Here is a 25,926-nt window from a genome sequence, read left to right as displayed (position 1 = left end):
TCACTCCTTCATTGCGGGCGGAACGGCGGCGCCAACGCGGCTGCCGGCCGGCACCGGTGGCAACTGCACCGGTGCGATGGGGGTAACGGGGGTAACGGGGTTGCCGGCGCTGGACGCCTTGGCGGCATCGGTGGCGTCGGCGTCGGCGCTGAGCCGGTCGGTGATCGGGTCGATGCTCTGCGCCGTGTCGGCCAGGATGATCACCATCACCCGCCGGTTGCGGTTTCGGCCTTCGGCGCTGGCATTGTCTTCGCGCGGGCGGAACTGGCCGTAGCCGACCATCGCCAGGCGTGCCGGCTGCAGGCCCTGGTCGGCGAACAGGTGCACCACGCTGGCCGCGCGTCCGGCCGAGAGCTCCCAGTTGGAGGGGAACAGCGAGGTGGCGATCGGGATGTTGTCGGTATGGCCTTCCACGCGTACGCCGTTGGGGGCATCCCGCAGCACTTCGGCCAGCTTGGAGAGGGTGTCGCGCGCGTGAACGTCCAGCGTGGCCGAGCCGGTCGGGAACAGGATGTCGCTGTTGATCTCCACCTCGATCCACAGCTCGGTGCGGCGCACGGTGATCATGCCGCGCTCGATCAGCGGTGCCAGCGTGGCGGTGAGCTTGTCGGCGATGCCGCTGAGCTGGCGCTCGGCACGCTGCAGCTGTTCCTGGTTGCGGATCGAGACCGGCATGCGCATCTGCGAGGCCATCGCCGGCAGCAGGGTCGGGTCGTTGCTCGGTGCTGGTGCGGAGGGGCCGATCCGGTTTCCGGCCTTGATCACCGAGGGACTGTCCCAGCCACCGCCCTGGACCTGCTGGTTGCCGACCTGCACCGGGTTGATCGTGCGCGGCGCGCCACCGAAGGCGGTGGTCAACGCGTCGGCCATGATCCGGTACTTGCCTTCGTTGAGCGAGGAGATGGCGTACATCACCACGAAGAAGGCGAGCAGCAGCGTCATGAGGTCGGCATAGGGAATCGCCCAGGCCTCATGGTTGGCGTGCTCTTCGTGGTGCCTGCGGCGGGCCATGTCAGTGCAGGAACCCGGACAGGTTGGTTTCGATGTTCCGCGGGTTCTCGCCCTGGGCGATGGAGATCAGCCCTTCGATGATCATCTCGCGGTCGCGGCTGTTGTGATGGATCACGCTCTTGAGCTTGGCCGAGACCGGCAGGAACAGCAGGTTGGCCGAGGCGATGCCGTAGATGGTGGCGGTGAACGCCGCGGCGATGCCATGCCCGAGCTTGCTCGGGTCGGCCAGGTTCTTCATCACCGCGATCAGGCCGAGCACGGCGCCGATGATGCCCAGGGTCGGGGCGTAGATGCCCATGCCCTCGAACACCTTGGAGGCGGCCAGGTCCTGGCTTTCCTGGCTGCTCAGTTCAATTTCCATCATGTGCCGGATGGTCTCCGGCTCCACGCCGTCCACCAGCAGCTGCAGGCCTTTGCGCAGGAACGGATCGTCCTGCGCATCCACCTGCGCTTCCAGGCCGAGCAGGCCCTGGCGGCGTGCGATGTTGCTCCATTCCACGATCTGCTGGATCAACTGGCGACGGTCACTGCTCGGCGGCCGGATCACCCAGCGCACGATCTTGAACGCATGCTTGAAGACTGCCGGCGAGGTGTGCAGCAGGATCGCGGCGATGGTGCCGACGATGACGATCACGAAGGCGGCCGGCGACCACAGCGACGCCAGACCGGCTCCCTTGAGGATGCTGCCGCCGACCAGCGAGGCCAACGCGAGGAATAGTCCAATGAGGCTGAGTCTGTCCATGGGTCCGTTATCGGCTTGTATGAATGGGACTTGAGACGCCGAAAGAATCCAGTGATGCGGCGGTCACACTTTCACGCGGTCAATCGTGGTGGGTGCGCAGTCCATCCACGTCCAGGATCAGCGCCATCCGGCCATCGCCGATCAGGGTGGCACCGGCATAGCCGCGCAGGCCACGCAGCGCCTTGGGCAGGGGTTTGATCACCACTTCCTCGCGGCCGCGCACCTGGTCGACCACCAGGCCGAAGCGGGCTTCGCCGGCCTGCAGCACCACGATGGTCAGCAGCGAGGAGGGCATCGGCTCCACATCCAGCCAGTGGCGCAGATCGACCAGGGCCAGCGTGTGCGACTTGCGGTCCAGCACGGCGCGGCCATCGAACCAGCCCAGCGAGCTGTTGGGCGCATGCAGCACCTCCATCACGCGGGCCAGGGGCAGGGCGTAGACGTCTTCGCCGGCCTGCACCAGCAGGGTGGGCAGGATCGCCAGGGTGAGCGGCACGCGGATCATGAAGCGGCTGCCACGGCCCAGTTCGGACTGGATCTGGATCTGGCCGCTCAGCTCGCGGATGCGCGACTGGACCACGTCCATGCCCACGCCGCGGCCGGAGATGTCGGTGACCTGCTGTTTGGTCGAAAAGCCGGGCAGGAACACCAGGTGCAGGCATTCTTCGCTGCTCAGGCGAGCCGCCGCTTCCGGATCGATCAAACCTTTCTCGCGCGCCTTCTGGCGCAGGCGTTCGGGATCGATGCCGGCACCATCGTCCTGCACCTCGATGCTGACGTAGTCGCCTTCCTGCTGGGCCGACAGGCGCACGTGGCCGCTGCGCGGTTTGCCCTGGGCTTCACGCAGCTCCGGCATTTCCACGCCGTGGTCGATCGCGTTGCGGACCAGATGCACCAGCGGATCGGCCAGTGCTTCGACCAGGTTGCGGTCCAGTTCGGTTTCGGCGCCGATCAGCTCCAGCTCGACTTCCTTCTTCAGCGAGCGTGCGACATCGCGGGCCACCTTGGGGAAGCGCGAGAACACCTTGCCGACCGGCTGCATGCGGGTGCGCATGACCGCCGACTGCAGGCGCGCGGTGGCGATGTCCAGCGTGGACACCGCGCGGTCGAGTTCTTCATCGTGCAGGCGCGCACGCAGGGTCTTGAGGCGGTTGCGCGAGAGCACCAGCTCGCCGATCAGGTTGACGATCGCATCCAGGCGCTTGGTATCCACGCGCACGGTGTGTTCGGCTTCGGCGACCGGTTTGGCCGGGGCCGGCTTGGCGTTCGGCGCCGCCGGGGCGGCCACGGCGCGCGGGGGCGCGGCAGGCACGGGCGCAGCGGCAATGGCCTTGGCACCGGGAACGGCGCCGCCATGCAGCTGGTCAAGCAGGGCTTCGAACTCGTCTTCGCCAATCAGGCCGTCGTCCTTCTTCGACACGGCCACCGCGGTCGGCGCGGCGCCGCCATGCAGCTGGTCGAGCAGTGCTTCGAACTCATCATCGGTGATCAGCTCGCCACCGCCGCTGCCGGCGCTGGCGGCAGCCGCGGGTGTCGGGGTGGCCGGACCGTTGACGTCGAACTGGGCGATCAGTTCCGGCGGGGCATAGCCCGGCTCGGTTCCGGCCGAGACCGAATCCAGCATCGACTGCAGGTAGTCCAGCGACTGCTGGGCCGCATCGAAGTGGTGCGCCTGCAGCGTGGCCTGGCCCGAACGCGCCATGCCGAGGGTTTCCTCGGCCGCGTGGCACAGTTCGACCATCGCCTGGATGCCGAGGAAGCCGGCACCGCCCTTGAGCGTGTGGAAGCCGCGGAACACGGCATTGAGCTGGTCGGCGTCCTGGGGCGCCTGCTCCAGCGACACCAGCTGTTCGCCGAGGCGGTCCAGGATTTCCTGGGCCTCGAGGATGAAGTCGGCAGCGATATCGTCTGGAACAGCACTCATGATCGTTACAGTCCCAGGTCCGAGAGCAGGTCGTCGGCGTCGTTCTGTGACACCGCATGGCGATCCAGGCCGTTCACGGCCGGGCCGGCCAGGCCGTTGTTGTCGCGCTTCTTCTCGTCTTCCTGTGGCGGCAGACCGAGCGCACCGAAACCTTCATGCACGCGGCGCACGATCCCCACCACGCGGCGGATGATCTGGCCGGTGAGGTCCTGGTAGCTCTGCGTCAGCGCGATTTCGGTGAGATTGTGGCGGATCCGGTCGAGCTGTTGGCCCTGGTCGGGCGTCAACCCGTTGGCGCGCAGCTGTTCGGTGAGCGAGCGACACTCCTCGGCCAGGTCCAGCGTGCGGTGGGTGGCCTGTTCGGTCATCGCTACCACGTGGTCCAGGCGCGCGCAGGCGTCATCCAGTTCGCCGGCTTCGCTGGGGAGGCTGGGCAGCTCGCCCAGGGCCTGGCCGAGTTCGCGAGCCAGGCGGTTCAGGCCGGCCATCATCGGCTGCGTGCGCAGCGCGGCGAGGGCGTCGATTTCCCGGCGCCAGCCGGCTTCGTCGCCAGTTTCCAGGGCGGCCAGGGCATCCTGCAGGCGCTGCACCAGCGCGGATTTGTCGCTCAGGGTCTCCATCAGGCGCTCGCCGCCAGGCGTTCGAAGATCTTGCCGAGCTTCTCTTCCAGGGTCTGTGCGGTGAAGGGCTTGATGATGTAGCCGTTCACGCCGGCCTGGGCCGCTTCGATGATCTGCTCGCGCTTGGCTTCGGCGGTCACCATCAGCACCGGCAGGGTCTTGAGCTTGGCATCGGCACGCACGGCCTTGAGCAGGTCGATGCCGGTCATCACCGGCATGTTCCAGTCGGTGACCACGAAATCGAACGGCTGGCTCTGCAACATCGCCAGCGCGGCATGCCCGTCCTCGGCTTCGGCCGTATTGGTGAAGCCCAGATCGCCCAGCAGGTTCTTGACGATACGACGCATGGTCGAGAAGTCGTCGACGATCAGGATACGCATGTTCTTGTTCAAAGCACTTTCCTCGATTTCAATGGTTCTCGAGGCCGGCGTCTGCCGCCTCGAAGATCTTCAGCCGGCCCCGCAGGCGCAGCACGGCCTGGCCATGGATCTGGCACACGCGCGATTCGCTCACACCCAGTACGGCGCCGATCTCTTTCAGGTTAAGTTCCTGCTCGTAGTACAGCGACAGGACCAGCTGTTCGCGCTCGGGCAGCAAGCCGATCGCGTTGCCCAGCTCGCGCCCGAACTCGCCGCGTTCCAGCACCTGCTGCGGGGTTGGGCCGCCCTGAGCGACGGTGTCGAGCTCGCCCTGGTCTTCGATCCGCGATTCCAGGCTCAGCACCTGGCCGCGCGAGGCGTCTTCCATCAGCCGCAGGTAATCCGGCAGCGGCATGTCCATCGCGGCCGCCACTTCGGTGGCGCTGGCGGCGCGGCCGGTGCTCTGCTCGAGGCGACGGATGGTGGCGGCGGCATCCCGGGCCCGGCGGTGGACCGAGCGCGGCACCCAGTCGCCCCGGCGGATCTCGTCGATCATCGAACCGCGGATGCGGATCGAGGCGTAGGTCTCGAAGGAGGCGCCCTGGTCGGCGTCGTAGCTGCGCGAGGCCTCGATCAGGCCCATCATGCCGGCCTGGATCAGGTCGTCCACTTCCACGCTCGCCGGCAGGCGCGCGGCAAGATGGTGGGCGATCCGCCGGACCAGGTCCGAGTGCTGGGCAATGCACTCGTTGGCCGCGGTCCGCTGGACCTCTTTGTATTGTGCTGCGCCCTTCATACCGTCACCCCGCGTTGCTTGAGGATGCGTTCCAGGAAGAACTCGACCCCGCCACGCGGCTCGGTCGGGGCCTGCCAGCGGGCGGTGCGGCGCGCGATCTCGGTCAGCGCCAGGGCCGCCGGGCTGGAGGGGTAGGCCTTCACCACCGGCTGCTGGCGCTGCACCGACAGGCGCAGCCAGTCATCCTGCGGCACGCAGCCCAGGTAGTTCAGCGAGACATCGGCGAGGAACTTCTCGCACACGCGGGTCAGCTTCTCGTACAGCACGCGGCCTTCGTTCGGGTCGCGGACCATGTTGGCCACCACCTGGATCCGGTCCACGCCGCGCTCGCGCGAGAGCACCTTGATCAGGGCGTAGGCATCGGTGATCGAGGCCGGCTCGTCGCAGACCACCACCACGGTGTCCTGCGCGGCCTGGCAGAAGGTGAGCACGCCATCGGTGATGCCGGCGGCGGTGTCCACGATCATGATGTCCAGCTCGCGCTCGAGCTCGGAGAACACATTGACCAGGCCGACGTGTTCGGCCGGCTGCAGTTCGGCCATGTGACGGCGGCCGGAGGCGGCCGGGACCACCAGCACGCCACCGGGGCCTTCCATGATCACTTCTTCCAGCGTGCAGCGCCCGGCGACCAGGTCGGCCAGGGTCACCTTCGGCTGCAGGCCCAGGATCACGTCGATGTTGGCCAGGCCGAGGTCGGCGTCCAGCAGCAGCGTGCGTTTGCCCATGTCTGCCAGCGCCACGGCCAGATTGGCCGAAACGTTCGTTTTGCCCACGCCGCCCTTGCCGCCGGTGACGGCGATGGTGCGGACCGGGCCCAGCGGCTGGCTTCGGGGAGCCGACAACGGGAAGGTCTTGGTCAGCTTGGCGTACTCACGCGACGGCATGGTTCAACTCCGGGTTGCAGGGCATATCGGCCGCGCGGCGCAAATCTTCAAGGCGAAGTACAAGATTGGCCGCACTGGCACGGTGCAGGTCTTCAGGAACGTCCTGGCCATCGGTGACCCAGGTGATCGGCAGGCGGTGGTCCACGGCCACCGACAGGGCGCTGCCGAAGCGGCCGGTCTCGTCCAGCTTGCTCAGCACCACGCCCTGCGGGTTGGCGGCGCTGAAGCGGCGGACCACCTCGTCCATGTCGCCGAAGCTGGTGTTGGCCGGCAGCACCAGCAGGGTGCGGATCTGCTGGGCCGCGCGCAGCCACTGCAGCTGGGCGGCCAGGGCGCGGTCACGCGGGCCCAGGCCCGCGGTGTCGATCAGGACCAGCTTGTAGTCCTTCAGGCGCTCCAGCAGTTGGTTCAGATCGCTGCCGCTGCTGGCCTCATGGACCGCGATGCCGAGCTGCCGGCCGAAGCCGTACAGCTGCTCGCGGGCGCCGATGCGGCCGGTATCGGTGGTGACCAGGGCGACATCGCGGGCCGCATGCGCCTCGGCAAAGCGCGAGGCCAGCTTGGCGATGGTGGTGGTCTTGCCGGCACCGGTGGGGCCGACCAGGGCGATCACGCCGCCAGCTTCGAGCGGGTCGACCGGGGCGATCGGCAGCTTTTTGGAGAGCAGGCCGAGCATCAGCCCGCGGCCACGGTGGGCTTCGGTGTCCAGCGGAACCTGCATGGCCACGTCGCGACTGATGCCGGCATCGAAGCCGTACTCGTCCATCAGGTCCAGTGCGGCAGCGCGGACCGGCGAGCCGCGCAGGCGCTCGTCGGTGAAGCGGTTCATCTCGCGCTCGATGACATGGCGCATGCCGGCCACTTCGTGACGCAGCTGGCGGATCTCTTCGTCATCACGCTGCACCACCACCAGTTCGGCGGCCGGCTGGGGCTGGGCCTGCGCCGGTTCGGCGACAACGGCGGGCGCCGGGTTTTCGGCACGCGCTTGGGCGGCCGTGTCCTGCGCTGCCACGACGCTCTCGGCCGCAGGCAGGGCCGGCGGCACGGTGACGCTGACCGGCAGCGGCGGCATCGCCACGGCCGCGGCCGGCACGTGCATCTGGAAGTGCGGTTCGTCGTCCATCGGCGGGTCGATGACGAAGCGCGCGCGGTTGATCGGCGGGTTCACGGCCGCCACGGTGGGCTCGGCGACAGGCGGCTCAGGCTGCAGCAGCGCTGGCGACGCGGCCGCCGCCTGCTCGACATTGAACGGCGCGAAGATCTGCTCCGGCAGCGACGGTTCGTTGACGGCCGGGCCGACGCTGGCACGGGCCAGGGTGGCGGCGAAGCCACTGCTGCCCGGCGGCGGCACGATCTCGTTGGCGGTATCCAGGGTGCGACCGGTGGCGCCGACGGCGGCGCGGGCCAGCGCGGCGACGGCCGAAGTGGTCGCGGCCACCGGCTCGGGCGCCGCGGCCGGGGCCCTGCGGCGGGTCACGGCGGCGATCACGGCATCGGCGGCGCTGCGCGGGCGCGGCACCGGCGGTGGGGCCACGTCCTTGCGGGCCGCTTCCAGCGCACGCTGCACGGCGCTTTCGTCATAGTTGGCCGCCGCCACGATTTCGACACCTTCCTCGATCCGGCGGTTGGACAGGATCACTGCGTCCGGTCCGTGTTCCTTGCGCACCAGGTTCATGGCCGAGCGCATATCGGAGGCGACGAAGCGTTTGATTTTCATGCTGTGGTACCGGGACTGGGGCGGCGGAGTCGTGGAAGGGAAACGCTGGTTGTCGGTGGTCTGCACGGTCAGGGAGTCCCTTTATTTCCTGCTGCGGTGAAATCGAATGAGGTGTCTGTTTTCTGTCGCGGTACCGTCGGGCGTCCGGCTCAACTGATCGTGCCGACCAGCTTCAACCGTTTGTCCTCGGGCACCTCGCTGTAGGCGAGTACGGACAGCGAGGGGACGCTGTGGCGTACCAGCCGTGCCAGCGCCGCACGTACCGGGCCAGGCACCAGCACGACCGCGGGCTCGTTCTTCGCTTCCTGCTTGCCGACACATTCGGCCAGGCTTTGATGCAGTCGCTCGGCGAGTCCGGGTTCCAGCGCGGCGCCGTTGCCCTGCGTGGACTCCTGCAAGACCCGTTCCAGTTGCGGGTTGAGGGTGAACACCGGCAGCTCCGGCGACATCCCGGCGATCTCCTGCACGATGAAGCGGCCCAGCGCGTTGCGCACGGCAGCGGTGAGCACGGCCGGGTCCTGGCTGGTCGGCGCGCTTTCCACCAGCGATTCGACGATCTTGCGCAGCTGGCGGATCGGGATGCGCTCGATCAGCAGGTTCTGCAATACCCGCACCACGGCCGACAGCGGCAGCGACTTGGGCGTCAGATCTTCGACGAGCTTGGGGGCGCTCTTGGCCAGGTTGGCCAGCAGCTGCTGCACTTCCTCGTGGCCGAGCAGCTCCGGGGCGTGCTCGCGGATCAGGTGCGACAGATGGGTGGCGACCACGGTGGCCGGGTCGACCACGGTGTAGCCCATCGATTCGGCATTGGCGCGCTGGTGCGGCTGGATCCAGGTGGCATCCAGGCCGAAGGCAGGGTCCTTGCCGGCAATGCCTTCCAGCGTGCCCAGCGCACTGCCCGGGTCCAGCGCGAGTTCGCGGTCGGGATGGATCTCCGCGGTGGCCACCGGCACCCCGTGGATCAGCAGGCGATACGCGGTCGCCGGCAGTTCCAGGTTGTCGCGGATATGCACCGAGGGAATCAGGAAGCCGATGTCGTGGGTGAGCTTGCGGCGCACGCCCTTGATCCGTGCCATCAGCTCGCCGCCCTGGTTCTTGTCCACCAGCGGGATCAGCCGGTAGCCGACTTCCAGGCCGAGCGGGTCGACCGGGCGCAGTTCGTCCCAGGTCAGCTCGGCGGTGGGCGAGGGCGCTGCACCGGGCAGGCCGAGGGTATCGGGGCGGTTGGCGGCCGGGGAATCAGCCGCCGCGGCCTGGGCGGTGCTCTTCTTCCACGCCTTCCAGGCGATGAAGCCGAGGATCGCGGCCAGCGTCAAGAAGGCGACGTTGGGCATGCCCGGGACCAGGCCGACGACTGCAAGGATCGCTGCGGCGATGGTCAGTGCGCGGTACTGGCCGAATACCTGGCCCATCATGGCCTGGGCCATGTCCTGCGAGCGCGAGGCGCGGGTGACCAGCATGGCCACCGCCGAGGACACCAGCAGGGCCGGCAGCTGGGCCACCAGGCCGTCACCGATGGAGAGCAGGGTGTAGGTCGCGGCGGCATCGCCGAAGGGCATGCCATGCTGCAGCACGCCGACCGCCAGGCCGCCGACCAGGTTGATGAACAGGATCAGGATGCCGGCGATCGCGTCGCCGCGGATGAACTTGCTGGCACCGTCCATTGCGCCGTAGAAGTCGGCTTCCTCGCGGACCTCCTCGCGGCGGGCCTTGGCCTCTTCACGCGTCAGCAAACCGGCGTTGAGATCGGCGTCGATCGCCATCTGCTTGCCGGGCATGGCATCGAGGATGAAGCGTGCGGTCACTTCGGACACGCGCCCGGCGCCCTTGGTGATCACCACGAAGTTGATGATGGTCAGGATCGCGAAGACCACGATGCCGACCGCGTAGTTGCCGCCGATGACGAACTCGCCGAACGAGGCGATCACCTTGCCGGCGGCCTCGTGGCCGTTCTGGCCGTGCAGCAGGATCACGCGGGTGGAGGCCACGTTCAGCGCCAGCCGCAGCATGGTGGTGATCAGCAGCACGATCGGGAAGATGGTGAAGTCCAGCGGGCGCTTCACATAGACCACCGCCAGCAGCACCATCAGCGAGATGGCGATGTTGAAGGTGAACAGCGCGTCCAGCACGGGCGGCGCCAGCGGCACCACCACCATCGCCAGCAGGGCCAGCACGATCAGCGGGGCACCCAGCCCGTGGCGGATCATGTCCAGCGCGCGGCGCGCGTTCATGCCGGCCGGCTGCGCGCTCACGGGCGGCCTCCCTTGCCGAATTCATCGATGTCGATGCTGGGCGCTGCCGGCATCGGCCCGGTCTGCCAGCCACGCAGCTGGTAGACATAGGAGAGCACCTGGGCCACGGCCGAATACAGTCTCACGGGAATTTCCTTTCCAAGTTGACCTTCCCGATACAAGGCGCGTGCCAAAGGCGGGGCGGAGACGATGGCGACCTTGTTGCCGTCGGCCACCTCACGGATGCGCAGGGCGGTTTCATCCACGCCCAGGGCCACCACGGTGGGCGCCCCCATCTTTCCGCCTTCATACTTCAGGGCGACCGCGTAATGGGTGGGATTGACCACCACGACATCGGCGGTGGGCACCGCTTCCATCATCCGGCGGTTGGACATCTGCTGCTGCAGCTGGCGGATGCGGCCCTTGACCTCCGGGCTGCCCTCGCTCTCCTTCATTTCCCGGCGCAGCTCTTCACGGGTCATCTTCAATTTGCGCATCCAGTTCCAGCGCTGGTACGGGGCATCGATGGCGGCCAGCAGCATCATTGCGCCGCCGGTGGCGAGCATGAGCTTCAGGGTGAAGCCCAAGCCGTGGATCATCGCGGACTCCAGTGGCTGGTTGAGCAGGTCGCGCAGCGGGCGGATGCCGTGCCACACCACCAGCCCGGCGGCGGTGCCGACAAAGGCGATGCGCAGCAGGGACTTGGTGAACTCGGCAATCGCTTCCGGGCCATACAGCCGCTTCATGCCGGCCATCGGGCTGAGCCGCTTGAAATCGGGCATCAGCGACTTGTTCGACCAGCGCAGCCCGCCCATCGCCACCGGCGACAGGAAGCAGGCCAGCAGACAGATCACGAGCAGCGGCCACATGGCCACCAGCAAGCGCAGCATCAATTCACCGAAGTGCCCGAACAACGCCTGGGGATGCAGGCGCAGCCCCGGCTCGGGGCTCAGCGCGACCTGCATCCAGGTCTTGGCGTTGCGGGCGATGGTGCCGGAGAAGGCCATCAGCGCCAGCACACCCGCACCGAACACAGCCGCCGTCGCCAGTTCACGCGAACGCGGGATGTTGCCCTGCTCCCGGGCATCGCGCAGGCGTTTTTCGGTAGGTTGCTCGGTCTTTTCGCCGGCTTGTTCGTTCTCGGACATGGGCTGCACGACACGGGGGAATACCCGGGGTCGTGCAAGAACCGTTCCGTGACGTCAGATCGAGCCGCTGCGCGCGTGCGACACCTGCACCTGTCCGGACGGCGTCGCGGTGGCGATGGCCTCCTTCAAGGGCACCTCACCCACGCCCAGCGCCCGCTCGACCACCAGCTCAGTGCCTTGACCGTGCAACAGCGCCTGCAGCCGTCCGAACTCGCCGCACCACAGGGTTTCGATGTCGCGGTCGCGACTGCGGTCGCGGTCGGCCGCCAGCGCCACGGCCCGAACCTGCAGACGCCCACCGTCGGCCTGGCCGCCCACTTCAACGCCATAGCCGGGGGTGGCGGCTTTCTTGAGCACCACCGCGCCGCTGTCCTGCCATGCGGTGGCCATGCCTTCGCGCACCTCATAGCCGAGGCTGGCCAGACCGTCGAGTACGGCCTGGCGCCGGGAAACTGCCGCCAGCGCCTGCTGGTGGCTGGCCAGGGCGGTGTCGCACTGCTGGGTCAGCGCGGTCAGCAGCGGCAGCGCGGTGTCGGTACTGCACGCGCCCACCTGGGCCAGCAACGGCGCAGGGTCAACCGGGTCCAGTGCCGCCAGCCTGCTGGCCACATCCTGCAGCCGCTCCAGCTGCACGCGGCGCTGGGCGAACGCGGCCGAGGCGGCGGCCAGTTCCAGAACCAGGCTGTCCAGCAGCAGGTTGCGCCGCTGCGGAGCGGTTTCCTGCTCGGCATGGTGCAGCGCCTCCAGGTAGGGCGCGGCGACTGCCGGGCCTTGCAGTACCTGCAGTTCGGCGATGTAGCGGTCCACGCGCAGCAGGCGCGCCTCGCGTCCGGGGTCGGCGGGCTGCCCGGCGGCCCAGTCGGCCAGCGTGGGGGTGGGCGCCGAGGTCTGCAATGCAGTGGCCAACGCGCGCTGGTCCTCGCTCAGTGTTGCCTGCTCCTCCGGGGGCGAAAGGAGGGCGAAGGCACGGGCCAGCACCGCCTCCGCGTCAGCACCGGGATGACCGTCGGCCAGTGCCCGTAGCGCCTGCAGCAGGCCCGCGTCTGCATCGACGGGTCGATCCTGCAGCGTTTTGAGCACGGCCGCCGCGTTGTCGCGCCGCCGCCGCTGCTGCTGGCGGCCTGCCGCAGCGCGGTCCACGGCGCGCGCCTCGCGGTCGCGGGTGTCGGCCTGCAGGAAGGCGATTTCGGCCTCGATCAGTCGCGCATACCGCGTGTTGTCGCTGTCTGCCAGCAGTGCCTGCAGCGCCTGGCGGCGTGCCATGACGGCGGCCACGGCCGAGGCGTCACGCTCGCCGACCTGCTCGCACTGCGCCTGCCAGCGCGCAACCGCCTGGTCCAGCCGGTGCAGCATCGCCTCGCGCAGGGCCAGCAGTTCTTCGGCAGTCACGATGCGGACGACTTTGGGACCACTCATGGCAGGGTTTCCGGTTGCGCGGGGACAGGCGGGGCCGGCACCGGGGCGGGGGCCATGGCCGCCTCGATGGCAACGCGCAGGCGTGCCCGTTCGGCCTCGCCGTCGTGGTACCAGGCATGCGAGGACACCCGGTGGATGCCGCCGATGGCGCGACGCAGGACCGAGGGTCGCCAGATTTCACGGGCGCGGGCATGCGCCAGCAGCGGGTGGCTGGGCGCGTCGCACTCGATGCCGATGGCGAAGTTGCCGGTGTCGGGGTGTTCGATGGCGAAGTCCAGCCCGAATGCATCGCCTTCGCTGGCGGCGGCCGCATTCCATCCCAGCGACTGCAGGTAGGCACCGACGATCTGCGTGAACCCGTCGGCGGGCGCCGCGTGGGTGCGGTTGGCCACGCTGCGGTCGGTCTGCAGGCGATCCAACAGCCGTGCGCTGCCGTCGAACTCGCCGGCACACAGGGCCCGGGCGTACTCCAGGTAACCCTGCAGGTAGTCGCGCGGGCTGGCCGGGGCGCGCTGGGTGTTGAACAGGTCGGAGATGTCGGCGATCGGCATGGAGGTGATCATCACCACCCGTTGCCGGGCGCGGGTGACGGCCACGTTGAGGCGGCGCTCGCCGCCGGTCTGGCCGAGCACGCCGAAGTTGCGCCGGAAGGTGCCCTGCGCGTTGCGGCCGAAGGTGGAGGAAAACACGATGATGTCGCGCTCGTCGCCCTGCACGTTTTCCACGTTCTTGACGAAGACCGCCATGTCCTCGCCGTCTTCGCTGCGCTCGCGTTCCTCGGCGAATGCGGCGCGGAAGGCGGCATCCTGCCCGGCGCGCTGTTCCAGGTGTTCCTCGATCAACTCGGCCTGCTTGCGGTTGAAGGTGACCACGCCCACCGAGGGGCGCATGGCATAGGGCTGTTGCCACACCTGGGCCAGGTACTCCACCACCCGCGCCGCCTCGGCAGGGTTGCTCTGGTGCTGGTACACGCCGTCGACCTGGATCAGCTCCAGGGGCTTGATCCGCGCGATGCTGCTGCGCGGATGGCGTACCGGCACGTTGAGGCGGTTGCCGTAGAAGGCCGCATTGGAGAAGCCGATCAGTTCGCGGTACGCCGAGCGGTAGTGGATCTGCAGCGTGGTGCTGGGCAGGGCATTGCGGGCCAGCTGCAGCAGGTCCGGGCAATCCTTGATTTCGCGCCGGTTCCAGGTTTCCTCGAAGGCGTCGCGCTGCTCGGCATCGACCTCGGCATCGGGCTCGTCGCCATCGAAGACCTCTGCTTCATCGCTTTCCACCCGGCTGGAGAAGAACGCGGTGGGCGGCATCTGCTTCTCATCACCGCTGACGACCGTGACCCGGCCACGGAACAGCGTGGGCAGGGCGAACTCGACCGGCATCTGCGAGGCCTCGTCGTAGATCACCGTGTCGAACAGCCCCGCCTGCAGTGGCAGCACGCGGCTGGCCACGTCCGGGTTCATCAGCCAGACCGGGCGCAGGTGCATCAGGCCCAGTTCGCTGCCCAGCTCGATGAACTCGCGCAGGCGGCGCGAACGGCGCCCGGTCAGCCGGGTGACGTCTTCCCACTGCTTGCGGTTGCCCAACTGCTCCAGGTCGATGTGGGTGCCCAGCATCTGGCGGTTGAGCCGCCGCATCTGCTGGTCGGCAGCTGCCAGGCTGGCGACCTTGGCCCGGGTTTCATCCTGGCCGAACTGCAGCGCCGGGTTCGCCTGCTCCATGCGGTGCTTCCAGCCCAGCCGTGCTTCGCGATGCAACAGGCGGCGCACGGCCGGCTCCAGCGCGTCGGTGGCAAGAGTATCCAGCTGCGGTTGCAGCTGGCGCAGCAGTGCCAGCAGTTCGAGGTCTGCGCTTGACAGCTGCCCGGCGCGACCGCGGAAGGCCTGGTAGGCAGCCAGATGGGGCAGGGAATCGTGCAGGTGCTGCAGCGCCTGGGCGTTGCTCTGGTTGTGGGCGATGGCGGTGGCCAATGCGTCGGCCAGCGCCTGCTCCAGCCAGTCGGCCAGCAGTGCGAGCTGCTGCGCGCTGGCATGGCGGGCGGCATGCCGGGCGAGCGAGGCATCCAGGTCCTGCAGCAGTGCGTCCAGGTGCGCGCGGTCGCCCGCCAGGGCTGCGTCGTCGGCCTGCTGGGGGCGCGGCGACTGCGCCAGCGCCTGCGCCAGTGCCTGTACATCCAACAATTGGCGCGCGCTGGCGCGTGCCATCGGGCCCAGCGCGATGCCGGTCTGTTGGCCAACCGGGCCCAGCGCCAGCTGCTGGTGCAGGCTGGCCAGTTCGGTGCGCAGCGGGCGCAGGCGCGCTTCCAGCGTCGCGGCGGCCAGCAGTGCTGCGGTGCCCGCTTCCCCCATCGTATGGGACTGCGCCTGCAGAACGCGGTTCACCCGTTGCCGGCGGAGCAGGTGCAGCGGATTGATGCGCGCCAGCAGGCCGCGCGCGCCCAGCACGCGCGCCGCGTCGCGCTGCAGCTGCGCAAGCGTGCGCTCGTCGATGCCGGTGAGGGCCGGCGACAGCGTGCTCGAAAACGCGTCAAGGTCGAGCGCCGCAACGGCCTTCTCGATCTGCTGCAGCCGGTCCAGGGCGATGTCGCCCTGGCTTGGCTGCCCCGCGCGTGCGGTGCGGAACAGCGGCAGCCAGCGTGCCAGTCGGCTCCGTTGTGCGTCGTCCAGGCCGAGCAGGGTCGCCACGTGCGCCGACTTCCAGGCCTGGTGCGGCGCGGGATCGTCCAGCTCGAAGCTGGCTGGGTGCGCCAGCAGGATCGCCTGCCGGTGCTGCTCGGCCGCAGTGAACGTCTGCAGGGCGGCAACGAACGCGGCGAGGGTGTCCGCGTCGGCCGCGAAGGGGCGCAGCTGCGCCAGCGGGCTGCCCTCGTAACGGGCCGGCAGCCACAACCGGATCAAGGGCGCGCAGGCTTCTTCGCGCTGCACCAGTGTGGGCAGGTCCAGTGCCAGCAGGCGTTGGCGCAGGGCGGGCAGGACCAGTGGGGGCGTGCCGGCGTCCAGCGCGATCAGTTCGCCGAGCAGGCGCCGGTAGCTCAGCCCGGTGGCGTCGTCGATCTGGTGCAGGCTGTGCTGGTGCCGATCCAGTTCGCCTTCCAGTGCCTCGATCCGCGCGGCCACCTGCTGGCGCTGCTGCCAGGCCGTTTGCGTGGCGCCGGCGGTAAACAGGGCGTCGAGCTGCTCGCGGATGCTGCGGATGACCGGTTCGCGGTCGCGGTTGACGTCGTTGAGCATGACCACGCGCTGGCCCAGCCCTTCGGCGACCAGGCGCTTGTGCACCACTTCCAACGCCGCATGCTTCTGGCAGACGATCAGCAGGCTGCGTTGCCGGCCGATCGCGTCGGCCACCATGTTGACGATGGTCTGGCTCTTGCCTGTACCAGGCGGGCCTTCGATCAACAGGCCCGGCCCCTGCCGTGCCTGCAGCACCGCCGCTTCCTGCGAGGGATCGCTGGCCACGGTGAAGTAGCGCTGCAGCTCCGGCGTGGCAGGCGGGGCCGTGCCGTCGGTGTCGGTCGGCGGTGCCAGCCGCAACGCGGTTTCGAGGCCGGTGCCGGACGGCGACAGAACCTTGAGCTGGCGCAGGTCTTCGCCGATGGCCTGGCCCATGAACGTGACATGGAACAGTACCGCGGCGCACTCCAGTTCGTCCTGGTAGGGCGCCACCTCCACGCTGCTCGGGGGCAGGCCGACCAGGCTGCGCGAGCGGATCGTGGCCAGCATCCCGAAGGCATCCATCACATCGGCGGCCCGAATCGCCGAGCGTCCCAGCAGTTCGTCGGCGGTGCTGCGCCAGCGCTTGCAGGTCTCGGCACCCAGCACGCTTTCAAGCGCAGGGTTGAGCCGTACTTCCTCGCGTTCGCCATCGAAGGCCAGCCCGACCTGGCCGCGCGTGCCCGGCTCCAGCAGCAGCGTGGCCGGCCACAGCAGCAGCGGAATGATGCGGGTGCGCGAGGTGCCGCGCGGATCGCGGCTGAGCAGGAACGGAAAACCCAGATACAGCCCATCGATGCCGGTGTCGCGCTTGTACAGCGCGCTCTGCCGTGCCAGGGCCATCAGGCGGGGTTCCAGCAGCGGGTTGCGCTGGAACGATTCGGGGTCCAGCTGCACGGCGCGCGCGTTGCGCTGCAACAGGTGATCGAGCAGCGCGGCGGCGGGTCGCCGGGCGCTGCCCACGTCGTGCATGTCCACGCGTGCGGTGGTCTTGCCGATGCTCATGCGCACCAGCGGGCCACGCATCACCGCGGTGACCACTTTCTTTTCGAAGAAGTCCAGGATCTGCGAGACGTACTGCTGCTTCTGCGGCTGCAGCCAGCGGCTGGCGGGCACGGCCAGCACCACCAGGGCGCGCGCCAGCGGCATGCGCCGTTCCAGCCGGAACTGCTCGGCCCAGCCATCCACCACGGGCAGGCCGGAGCGGGCGAAGCCCAGGATGCGCGCGTCCACGCTGCGATACAGCTCGGTACGCGGGTGCTGTAGCAGGGCCGCGGCTGCGTCGCTGTCGAAGGCGTCGAGACCGGCGCTGGCGGCGAGTGTGGCCGCCTCGGCAAGGATGGCCTCGGCACTGCGGAACTGGCCGATTTCCGCGCTCAGCAACACGATCAGGTCTTCTTCGGCCACCACCCGGCGCTCGGCCAGCGACAGCAGCCCGGGATGCGCGGTGTCAGGCAGCAGGCGCTGGCGTTCCTGCCATTGCGAGGCCAGCTTGGCCCGCGAGGTGGACAGCAGGTAGACGCGCAGGGATTCCTCGACCAGGGCGATGTGCTGGTGCAGCGCGCGCTGGCGTACGCTTTCCTCGCGCCGCTTGAGCCTGCACAGCCAGTTGTCGGTCTGCAGGTGTTCCAGCAGGTCCGGCACCGAACCGCTGATCAGCCGGTAGCCCTCCAACGGGTGCTCAAGCAACCAGCCGGGCGTGACGATGTCGCCCCGATGGATCAACGGCATTTCCGGGTTGAGCACCTTCAACGCCAGCATCAGCCGGAAATCGTCCTCGATGCCTTCGTGGCGGGCAATCTGGCGCAGCCCGGCGATGCCGGTGGCAGGCAGGCCGACCTGCTCGGCCCAGGTGATGATCGCCCCGCGCAGCAGGTGGTCCAGCGCCTGGTCCCAGCCATCGGCCTGGGCGGCGGCCAGCGCGAATACGGCCGGGCGATGATAGCGGCGCGTGCCGAGCGGGAGGCTGGCGCCATCGCCCTCATCGTGCGCGTGCTGCGCCGCCGGCGGCGCCGGCACGGCGATGCCGGCCAACCAGTCGGCCACCTGCGGCCATTGCCAGCGCTGGTGGCGGTCGCGGGCCAGCAGCCCACGCAGCAGCAGCGCCAGCTCCGGGTCCAGCGTTTCCGGAATCGGGACACCATTGGCCAGCACGTGGATCAGGAAGGCATTGGGATGGATGCCCTCGAAGCAGGCGCCCTCGGTGAGCTGTTCGAGCAGGATCATCCCCAGGCTCCACCAGTCCGACGCGGCAGCCACGCCACCGGCGATCGCCTCGGGCGCCATGTAGCGGCTGATCTCCAGGGGCGAGACGATGTCCAGGTCGAACTCGGACAACCGGGCCGAACCGAATCCGCTGATCACCAGGTCCAGTGGCGTGCGCGCTCGCACCAGCAGGCTGGCCGGGCGCAGGTCGCGGTGGCGCAGCCCGGCTTCGTTGAACGCATGCAGCGCCTGGCCCAGTTCGCCGACGATATGCCGGACCGCATCGCGGTCGCCGATCACGCTGCCCAGTTCGGCCAGGGTGCCACCGGTGAGCATTTCCACCACTTCGAACGCGCGGTCATCCCAGCGCCCGGTGGCGATGATCTCCGGCACGTGCGCGCGTGGCAGGCGGCGGATCACATCGTAGATGGCTGGGTCGGGTTCGGCACCGGGGCGGTACAGGGTCAGCACGGCCTGCACCGCCGTGGCGGCGTGTTCGGCCTGGTAGCGGTCACGCACGCCGTCGGTGCTGCTGATCTGGCGCAGCAGCCGCCAGCCATCGATGACCGTTTCGCTGCTGTCGGCCACCGGGGGCGGCAGGTCCGCCGCCGCCGTCCCATCGGTCGCGCTGGCGCCGCAGTGCAGGCACATCAGGTCGCCGGGGGTCATCGGGTGGCCGTTGTCGCAGACCACCTCCGCGGCAACGGCGCCGACCGTCGATGCCTGCACCGCTGCCTGGGTGACCACGCTCTGCGGCCGCCAGCCATCGGGATGGATCGGCTCGCCGGCCAGATCCCAGCCGCACGCGTGCGCATCGACATGGCCTTCGCAGAACATCTCGGCCAGCGCGCGTTCGGTGTGGCAATTGGGGCAAAAACGAATCATGGAGTTACTCGACTGGACGACGCGATGAAGTGTGTGCGCTGGTCTGCACCTGGTGGCCCTGCGCGCGCAGCAGCTCGCGCAGGCGCAGCAGGTCGCCGCGGCGGGGGATGCCGGCCATCCAGACGGTGCCGGTGGCATCGAACATCAGGTCAAGTGCCTTGTCGGCCGGCGTGCTGGCCCGCTCCAGGCCGGCCAGGCGCGACCGACCCAGCGCGGTGAGCAGGGTGAGGCGCTGGTTGTCGCTGCCGCGCAGCGCCAGCGACTGGTCCGCCTGTTCGAGGTAGGGGTCGCTGATCACCGCGTCGATCAGGTCGCGCGCCTGGTCCAGCATGGGCTGCAGCATTTCCAGCGGGTGGCCGCTGTACACCAGGATGTCGGCGGCGGTGCGTTGGCGCAGCCCCACCAGCATCTGCAGCAGGGCGTCGAACTGGTCGAACGGCTCGCCGCCGGAAATGGTGATGCCGTCGGCCTGGTCCAGCCACGGGGCCACCTGCTCGAGCAGGGAGGCCACGTCGACGACGGTGCGCCCCGGCCCCCAGGTGTCGGCTGAAATGCAGCCGCTGCAGCGGATGCTGCAGCCCTGGAACCAGATGCCCAGGCGTTGCCCCGGCCCCAGCGTGGTCACCGGGAAATGCACGCGCGACAGCTGCAGGGGACGGTTCAACCGCGTTCCAGGTGGAGTACGTTGGCATCCACCGCAACGATGGTGAACTGCTGGCCGGGCTGCGCGTCCTGGTCGAACAGGGCACGCGCCAGCGGGTTGAGCAGGTGCGCCTCGAGCTGGTTGCGGATGCCGCGCCCGCCGTTGGAGAGGTCCTTCAGGCATAGCGCGCGCAGCGCGTCGCGGGCCGGCGCGGCCAGGGTCACGCGCAGGTGCTGGGCCTGCAGGTCGGCCAGGGTCGCGTCGACCATCTGGTCGAAGATCTGCACCGCCACCTCCTCGCGGATGAAATCGAACACGATGATGTTCTCGCCGATCCGGTTGAGTATCTCCGGCCGGTTCAGGACCAGCTTGAAGTGCCGGTCGATTTCGTCGTGCACTTTGCTCTGCACCTGCTCGAAAGGCTCGCCGGGCAACACGTTGGCCACGCGCTCGCCATGCTCGCCCTGACGGTAGATGCCCAGATTGGAGGTGAACACGATCAGCGCCTCGGAGAAGTACACGCGGTCGCCACGCCCGGACGTGAGCACGCCGTCATCGAGGATCTGCAGGAACTTGTCGAGGATGCGCGGATGGGCCTTCTCGATCTCATCGAAGAGGACCACGCTGAACGGCTTCTCGCGGATGGCGTTGGTCAGTTCGCCGCCCACATCGTAGCCCACGTAGCCGGGCGGAGCGCCGATCAGTCGCTGGTCGGCATGCTCGGCGCTGAACTCGGACATGTCGAACCGGATGTAGGCGCTTTCGTCACCAAACAGCAGGCTGGTGACGGTCTTGGCCAGCTCGGTCTTGCCCACGCCGGTCGGGCCGGCCAGGAACGCCACGCCGCGCGGCCGGTTGCCCTTGCGGCTGGCACCCACACCGGTCATGGCGCGCTTGACGATGTCCAGCATGTGGGTCACCGCATGGTGCTGGCCCTTGACCCGTTGATGGACGAACGCGTCGCCCATGCGGATGCGCTGCCGGTCAATGCGCAGCCAGGGGTCTTCGGTGACCCCGACCTTGTAGCGGCGCACGGCGTCGCCGATCTGGTCCACCGCCACCCCTTCGACGCGGGCCAGCTGCGCGATGGCACTGAGGTCCAGCAACAGCAGCCCCTCGGTGCTCTGCACGAATGCATCCACCGCCTGCGCGGTGGCCTCGGCACTGGCGTCCGGCGCACCGGCCAGACCCTTGAGCAGGGCCGGGGCCAGTGCGCGCCGGGTGAGCTGGTCCGGCTTGGCCACCGGAATGTGGCGGATGCGCGGATTGCCGACCAGCAGCCAGTCGGGCAGGTCGCCTTCCTTCTCCACCACCCAGAGCACCGTGTTGAAGAACGGCTTGCGCTGCACGCCGCCCGGTCGGCTGCGTGCCTGGTGGGAGATCACCAGGGCCTGGGTGAACAGCTGGTGTTCGGCGGCGCTGAGGGCGTCGCTGCGCACTGCCAGGCGCGAGGCGAAATCGATGATCACTGCCACCGGCTCGCCCGGGCGCACGACCAGCCGCTGGAGCGTGGCACTGAGCAGGTCGATACCGGCGGGCGCGGCGCCGTCCACCGGGGTCAGCCCCAGCGATTGCAGCAGGGCGATGCCGCTGGCGGGATCGGTGCCGGGGCGTTCCAGGGCGCGGAAGCCGGCCAACGGATCCCAGCCCAGCACCTGCGCATAGCCCTGGTCGAGCAGGGTGTTGCACAGGGTCTGATTGAAGCTCTGCGCGGTGACCGTGCCCGGTGCCACTTCGGCGGCCTGCAGGTCGCGGATGTTCCCGGAAAGCACGAACTGGCTCTTCAAGGGAAGGAAACGAACAAGATCGCGCTGCCAGCGCGGACCTTCAAACACATTCTTCCCTGACATCCTGCTGCCTGCTGTTCCCATGGTAGGGGGCAGGGTATTGCGCGCAGGCGCCAATTTCCAGCGCGTGCGCTAGCCCGCCGCCGCGCCTGGCCGCGCCTGCGCCTTCCATCCGGCGGCGATCTCCACCCGCGGGCGCGGGTGGTCATGCAGCTGCATGAACCGCTCCGGGTCCACCGGGCGCCCCAGCAGGTAACCCTGCAGGTAGTCGCAGCCCAACCGTTCCAGGTAGGCGCGCTGCCCGGCGGTCTCGACGCCTTCGGCCACGATGTCCATGTCCAGCGCGTGTCCCAGCGCCACGATCGCCGAGACGATCACCACGTCTTCGGAGCTGTTCTCCAGGTCGCGCACGAAGGCGTGGTCGATCTTGATCTCGGTTGCCGGCAGGCGCTTGAGGTAGAGCAGGCTGGAGTAGCCGGTACCGAAATCGTCGATGGAGATGCCCACGCCCAGCGCCGCCATCGCCAGCAGCAGCGTGAGGCTCGCCTCGGTGTCGCGCATGACCGTGTTTTCCGTGATTTCCAGGATCAGCCGGCGTGGTTCGATCCGGTGGGTCTGCAGCGCCTCGCGCACCTCCCGCAGCAGGTTGGGCGAGGCGAACTGGATCGGGGAGAGGTTCACCGAGACCGTCCAGCCGTCATGCCCGGCGTCGTGCCACACACGCAGCTGGCGGCAGGCTTCGTCCAGCGCCCACCGGCCGATCTCGTTGATCACGCCGCTGCGCTCGGCCAGGCGGATGAAGCGGTCTGGCGGAATCAGCCCCTGCTGGGGATGGCGCCAGCGGATCAGGGCTTCAGCGCCACTGACCGACTGCCCGGCCACGCGGGTCTTGGGTTGATAGTGCAGGAACAGCTGCTCGGTGCCGATCGCGCGGCGCAGGTCGGCCAACAGCTGGAACTGCTGTTCGGCGCTGTCGTTCATCCACTCGGCGAACAGCACGTAGGCATTGCGCCCGGCCTCCTTGGCCTGGTACATCGCGGCATCGGCGAAGGCCATCAGCTGCCGCTCGCTGGCGGCGTGGTCCGGACAGATCGCGATGCCGACGCTGGCCGTCACCTGCAGGTCGTGGCGCGGCAGCAAGGGCTCGCGGCCGACAGTCTGGATGATGCGACTGGCCAGTGTCGCCACGTCTTCGTCGTTCTCGATCGGCACCACCAGCACGAATTCATCGCCGCCCAGCCGCGCCAGCATGTCCGCCGGGCGCAGCAGCTTGCGGGTGCGGTCCGCCACGGCGACCAGCAGGGCGTCGCCGGTCTGGTGGCCGTAGGCATCGTTGACCTGTTTGAAGCCGTCCAGGTCCATGAACATCACCGCAAACCGGCTGCCGCGCTGCTCCGCTTCGGCCAGGGATTGCTCGATCCGCTGCTGCAGCAGGCGGCGATTCGGGAGGCGGGTGAGCGGGTCGTGCAGGGCCGCCTGGGTCAGCTCGGCATAGGCATCGTCAAGCGAACTGCTCAGGTCGGTGTTGCGCAGACGCAGCAGCTGGGCCTCCATGCGCTGGTCCAGCCAGGACACGATCAGCACCACCGCCAGGATCGCGATGGTCAGGGCCAGCACCACCAGTGCCAGCCACTGCGCCTGCAGGCCCTCCCCGGCGGCGGCACCGCAGATGCTGCCCGCGGGGAAGCGGGCGGCGGCCATCCCGGTGTAGTGCATGCCCACGATCGCCGTGCCCAGCACCAGTGCCGGCGCGGCACGGTCGCGCAGGCGCCGATGGCTGCTGCGCAGGCGGAAGGCGATGAACAGCGCGGTCCAGGAGGCGCCGACGGCGATCAGCAACGACAGGGCCACCCAGCCGGGGTGGTAGTCGATGCCGGGCTGCATGTGCAGCGCGGCCATGCCCAGATAGTGCATCGCGGCGATGCCGCTGCCCATCAGCAGTGCGCCAAGGGCGAGGCGGCCGTGCGGCAGGGTCGGTTGCGAGACCAGCCACAGCGCGAAGATGGACGAGGCCATCGCAGCCAGCAGCGAAACCGTGGTCAGGCCGAGCGCATAGCCGAGTGGGATGGGCAGGCGGAAGGCCAGCATCCCGATGAAATGCATCGACCAGATGCCCAGCCCCATCGCGCAGCCGCCGCCGATCAGCCACAACCAGGTGGTACGGCGCGTGGCCGCGGTGGTGACGCGGCCGGCCATGTCCAGCGCAGTGAACGAGGCCAGCACGGCAACCAGGAATGACACGATCACCAACCACGGGGTGTAACTGCCGATCAGCATGGATGACGCTCTCCTTGGTCAACGCCTGAGCGATACGACAGAACGCGCCGCCATCAGCGCAGAGCGCGGGTGAAGATTTCGTCGTCAGCCAAGACTAACGCCACGCACCGGGGGGATCGCAAGTGGCAGGCGTGCAGGGCGATGCGGTGCCCACGCGGTTGTCCCGCACGTGTCCCGGGTCAGCGGCTGACGCTGTCGGCGGCATCGAACGCCGCATCGAACAGGCGTTGCACGGGCGGGCCCATCTCACCGGCCAGCACGGTCAGCAGGAACAGCCCCAACAGCAGCGCGACCGGCAGGCCGAGCTGGATCGGGTTCAACGCGGGCGCCGCACGGGCCAGTACGCCGAAGGCCAGGTTGATCGCCAGCATCGCCACGGTCAGCGGCAGCGCCAGCGTGAGCGCGCCGCGGAACACCTGCAGCAGGAACGTCGGCGCGATGCTCAGGAATGCCTGGGGGTCGGGCAGCGCGGTGCCGATCGGCAGGGCCTTGTAGCTGTCCATCAGCAATGAGATCAGCGCCAGGTGGCCATTGGCGGTGAAGAAGAGCAGGCCGAACAGCAGATAGAACCATTGCCCGATCACGCCGGAGCTGCCGCCACGCAGCGGGTCGCTCATCTGCGCGAAGGCCAGGCCGGTCCCCTGCGCGACCAGCTCGCCGGCCATCGCACCGGCCTCGAACACCAGCCGCAGCACGAAGCCGATCGACACGCCGATCGCCAGCTCGCGGGCTATGGTCAGCACCGTGGCCGCATCGAAGCCGGTCCATTCCGGTACCGGCGGCAGCATCGGCGACAGCGCGATCGCCAGCGCGCCGGCCAGCAGCACGCGGATCCGGGACGGCACCGCGCGGGTGCCGATCAGCGGCATGGCCATCAACATCGCGCCGATGCGCAGCATCGTCCACAGGATCGTGCCGATCATGCCGAAGGCCTGCAGGCCGTCGGCGGCCATCTGGGTCGCGGAATCCACGGCGGCTGGCCTCAGCCGATCAGGTGCGGGATACGCTGGAACAGCAGCGTGGTGTATTCGACCAGGTGGCCGATCAGCAGGCTGCCCAGCGCGAACAGCACCACGGTCAGTGCCGCCGCCTTGGCGACGAAGGCGATGGTCGGCTCGTTGAGCTGGGTCGCGGCCTGGACCACGCCGACCACCACGCCGACGATCAGCACGGTGAGTAGCAGCGGGCCGGCAACCCACAGCACGGTGATCAGGCCGCCACGGAGTTCGGTCAGGGCAAGTTCGGGCGTCATGTCGGTCTAGGGTCCGTATCGATCAGCAGGGCAGGGCGGTCAGACCGCATTGAAGCTGGCGGCCAGGGTGCCCACCACCAGGACCCAGCCATCCACCAGCACGAACAACAGGATCTTGAACGGAGCGGAGACCAGCATCGGCGAGAGCATCATCATGCCCATCGACATCAGCACGCTGGCCACGACCAGATCGATGATCACGAATGGGATGAAGATCAGGAAGCCGATCTCGAAGGCGGTCTTCAGCTCGCTGGTGACGAACGAGGCGACCAGGATCGGGAACGGAATGGCATCCGGGCTGGAGTAGGTGCCGTGCCCGGCCATGCCCGCGAAGGTCATCAGATCGGTCTCGCGGATCTGCGCCAGCATGAAGGCGCGCAGCGGCTGGGTGGTCAGCGTCCAGGCAGTCTGGAAATCGATCTCGCCGTTGAGGTAGGGCGCCATGCCGCTGCCCCACGCCTTCTGCCACACCGGCAGCATCACCATCGCGGTGAGGAACAACGCCAGGCCGAGCAGCACCTGGTTGGATGGGGTCTGGCCGGTGCCCAGCGCCTGGCGCAGCAGGCCGAGCACGATGATGATGCGGGTGAAGGCGGTCAGCACCAGCAGCATCGACGGGATCAGGGTGATCGCCGTCATCAGCAGCAGGGTCTGCAGCGGCAGGCTCACCGGCTGGCCGCCGATCTTGCCGACATTCACATCCGGCAGTGCGGGCACGCCCGGCACGCCGGGCGCGGCCCAGGCCAGGGCCGGCAGCGCGCACAGCAGGGCACTCAGCAACAGCGGCAGGTAACGGGTCCAGGAGGTACGGGGGCCACGCATG

Annotated in this window: 18 protein-coding genes; all 18 read right to left on the bottom strand. The window is 68.8% G+C overall.

All coding sequences use genetic code 11. The features are described from left to right. Positions 1-1,011, bottom strand: coding sequence for a flagellar motor protein MotD (motD, locus tag PV764_RS01305; RefSeq protein ID WP_399618168.1), 1,011 nt, complete (start codon positions 1,009-1,011; stop codon positions 1-3). A 1-nt stretch (position 1,012) separates the two neighbouring features. Then, the gene (locus tag PV764_RS01300) at positions 1,013-1,753 is read right to left on the bottom strand and encodes a flagellar motor protein (RefSeq protein WP_019182911.1); all 741 of its coding nucleotides are present in this window, start codon (positions 1,751-1,753) and stop codon (positions 1,013-1,015) included. A gap of 79 nt (positions 1,754-1,832) precedes the next feature. Beyond that, entirely contained in the window at positions 1,833-3,677 is a 1,845-nt protein-coding gene (locus PV764_RS01295; RefSeq protein ID WP_046273860.1) for a chemotaxis protein CheA, read from the bottom strand. A gap of 5 nt (positions 3,678-3,682) precedes the next feature. Continuing rightward, complete coding sequence (locus PV764_RS01290) at positions 3,683-4,297, bottom strand: protein phosphatase CheZ (protein WP_019182909.1); 615 nt, start codon at positions 4,295-4,297, stop codon at positions 3,683-3,685. Continuing rightward, positions 4,297-4,689, bottom strand: a complete 393-nt coding sequence (cheY, locus tag PV764_RS01285; RefSeq protein WP_019182908.1) for a chemotaxis response regulator CheY — start codon at positions 4,687-4,689, stop codon at positions 4,297-4,299. The genes PV764_RS01290 and cheY overlap by 1 nt, the downstream gene beginning before the upstream one ends. Positions 4,690-4,705: 16 nt before the next feature. After that, positions 4,706-5,452, bottom strand: coding sequence for an RNA polymerase sigma factor FliA (locus PV764_RS01280; RefSeq protein WP_019182907.1), 747 nt, complete (start codon positions 5,450-5,452; stop codon positions 4,706-4,708). Next, complete coding sequence (locus tag PV764_RS01275) at positions 5,449-6,336, bottom strand: MinD/ParA family ATP-binding protein (protein ID WP_421116024.1); 888 nt, start codon at positions 6,334-6,336, stop codon at positions 5,449-5,451. Before PV764_RS01275 ends, PV764_RS01280 begins: the two co-directional genes overlap by 4 nt. Continuing rightward, positions 6,323-8,053, bottom strand: coding sequence for a flagellar biosynthesis protein FlhF (gene flhF, locus PV764_RS01270; RefSeq protein ID WP_421116023.1), 1,731 nt, complete (start codon positions 8,051-8,053; stop codon positions 6,323-6,325). The genes PV764_RS01275 and flhF overlap by 14 nt, the downstream gene beginning before the upstream one ends. Before the next feature lie 149 nt (positions 8,054-8,202). Continuing rightward, the gene (gene flhA, locus PV764_RS01265) at positions 8,203-10,284 is read right to left on the bottom strand and encodes a flagellar biosynthesis protein FlhA (RefSeq protein WP_026070046.1); all 2,082 of its coding nucleotides are present in this window, start codon (positions 10,282-10,284) and stop codon (positions 8,203-8,205) included. Positions 10,285-10,301: 17 nt separating this feature from the next. After that, positions 10,302-11,432 carry a flagellar biosynthesis protein FlhB gene (gene flhB / locus PV764_RS01260; protein WP_421116022.1) on the bottom strand — a complete coding sequence of 377 codons (1,131 nt, stop codon included), beginning with the start codon at positions 11,430-11,432 and terminating at the stop codon, positions 10,302-10,304. Between the two features lie 54 nt (positions 11,433-11,486). Beyond that, positions 11,487-12,848 carry a hypothetical protein gene (locus PV764_RS01255; protein ID WP_421116021.1) on the bottom strand — a complete coding sequence of 454 codons (1,362 nt, stop codon included), beginning with the start codon at positions 12,846-12,848 and terminating at the stop codon, positions 11,487-11,489. Then, positions 12,845-19,144 carry an AAA domain-containing protein gene (locus tag PV764_RS01250; RefSeq protein ID WP_421116020.1) on the bottom strand — a complete coding sequence of 2,100 codons (6,300 nt, stop codon included), beginning with the start codon at positions 19,142-19,144 and terminating at the stop codon, positions 12,845-12,847. Before PV764_RS01250 ends, PV764_RS01255 begins: the two co-directional genes overlap by 4 nt. Before the next feature lie 4 nt (positions 19,145-19,148). Next, on the bottom strand, positions 19,149-19,808 hold the full coding sequence (locus tag PV764_RS01245) for a 4Fe-4S single cluster domain-containing protein (protein ID WP_421116019.1): 660 nt from the start codon (positions 19,806-19,808) through the stop codon (positions 19,149-19,151). Beyond that, positions 19,805-21,637 carry an AAA family ATPase gene (locus PV764_RS01240; RefSeq protein WP_421116018.1) on the bottom strand — a complete coding sequence of 611 codons (1,833 nt, stop codon included), beginning with the start codon at positions 21,635-21,637 and terminating at the stop codon, positions 19,805-19,807. Before PV764_RS01240 ends, PV764_RS01245 begins: the two co-directional genes overlap by 4 nt. 69 nt (positions 21,638-21,706) lie before the next feature. After that, positions 21,707-23,851: a putative bifunctional diguanylate cyclase/phosphodiesterase gene (locus PV764_RS01235; RefSeq protein WP_421116017.1), complete on the bottom strand. Its 2,145-nt coding sequence runs from the start codon at positions 23,849-23,851 to the stop codon at positions 21,707-21,709. Positions 23,852-24,030: 179 nt separating this feature from the next. Further along, the gene (fliR, locus tag PV764_RS01230; RefSeq protein WP_266085208.1) at positions 24,031-24,822 is read right to left on the bottom strand and encodes a flagellar biosynthetic protein FliR; all 792 of its coding nucleotides are present in this window, start codon (positions 24,820-24,822) and stop codon (positions 24,031-24,033) included. A gap of 11 nt (positions 24,823-24,833) precedes the next feature. Continuing rightward, entirely contained in the window at positions 24,834-25,103 is a 270-nt protein-coding gene (locus PV764_RS01225; protein WP_019184809.1) for a flagellar biosynthetic protein FliQ, read from the bottom strand. 39 nt (positions 25,104-25,142) lie between these two features. Beyond that, positions 25,143-25,925 carry a flagellar type III secretion system pore protein FliP gene (gene fliP, locus PV764_RS01220; protein ID WP_421116016.1) on the bottom strand — a complete coding sequence of 261 codons (783 nt, stop codon included), beginning with the start codon at positions 25,923-25,925 and terminating at the stop codon, positions 25,143-25,145. Position 25,926 lies beyond the last annotated feature (1 nt).

Origin of the sequence: Stenotrophomonas sp. AS1, assembly GCF_048957655.1 — a bacterium.
Classification (GTDB): Bacteria; Pseudomonadota; Gammaproteobacteria; order Xanthomonadales; family Xanthomonadaceae; genus Stenotrophomonas; species Stenotrophomonas bentonitica_A.
This window is presented reverse-complemented; position numbering and strand designations above follow the sequence as displayed.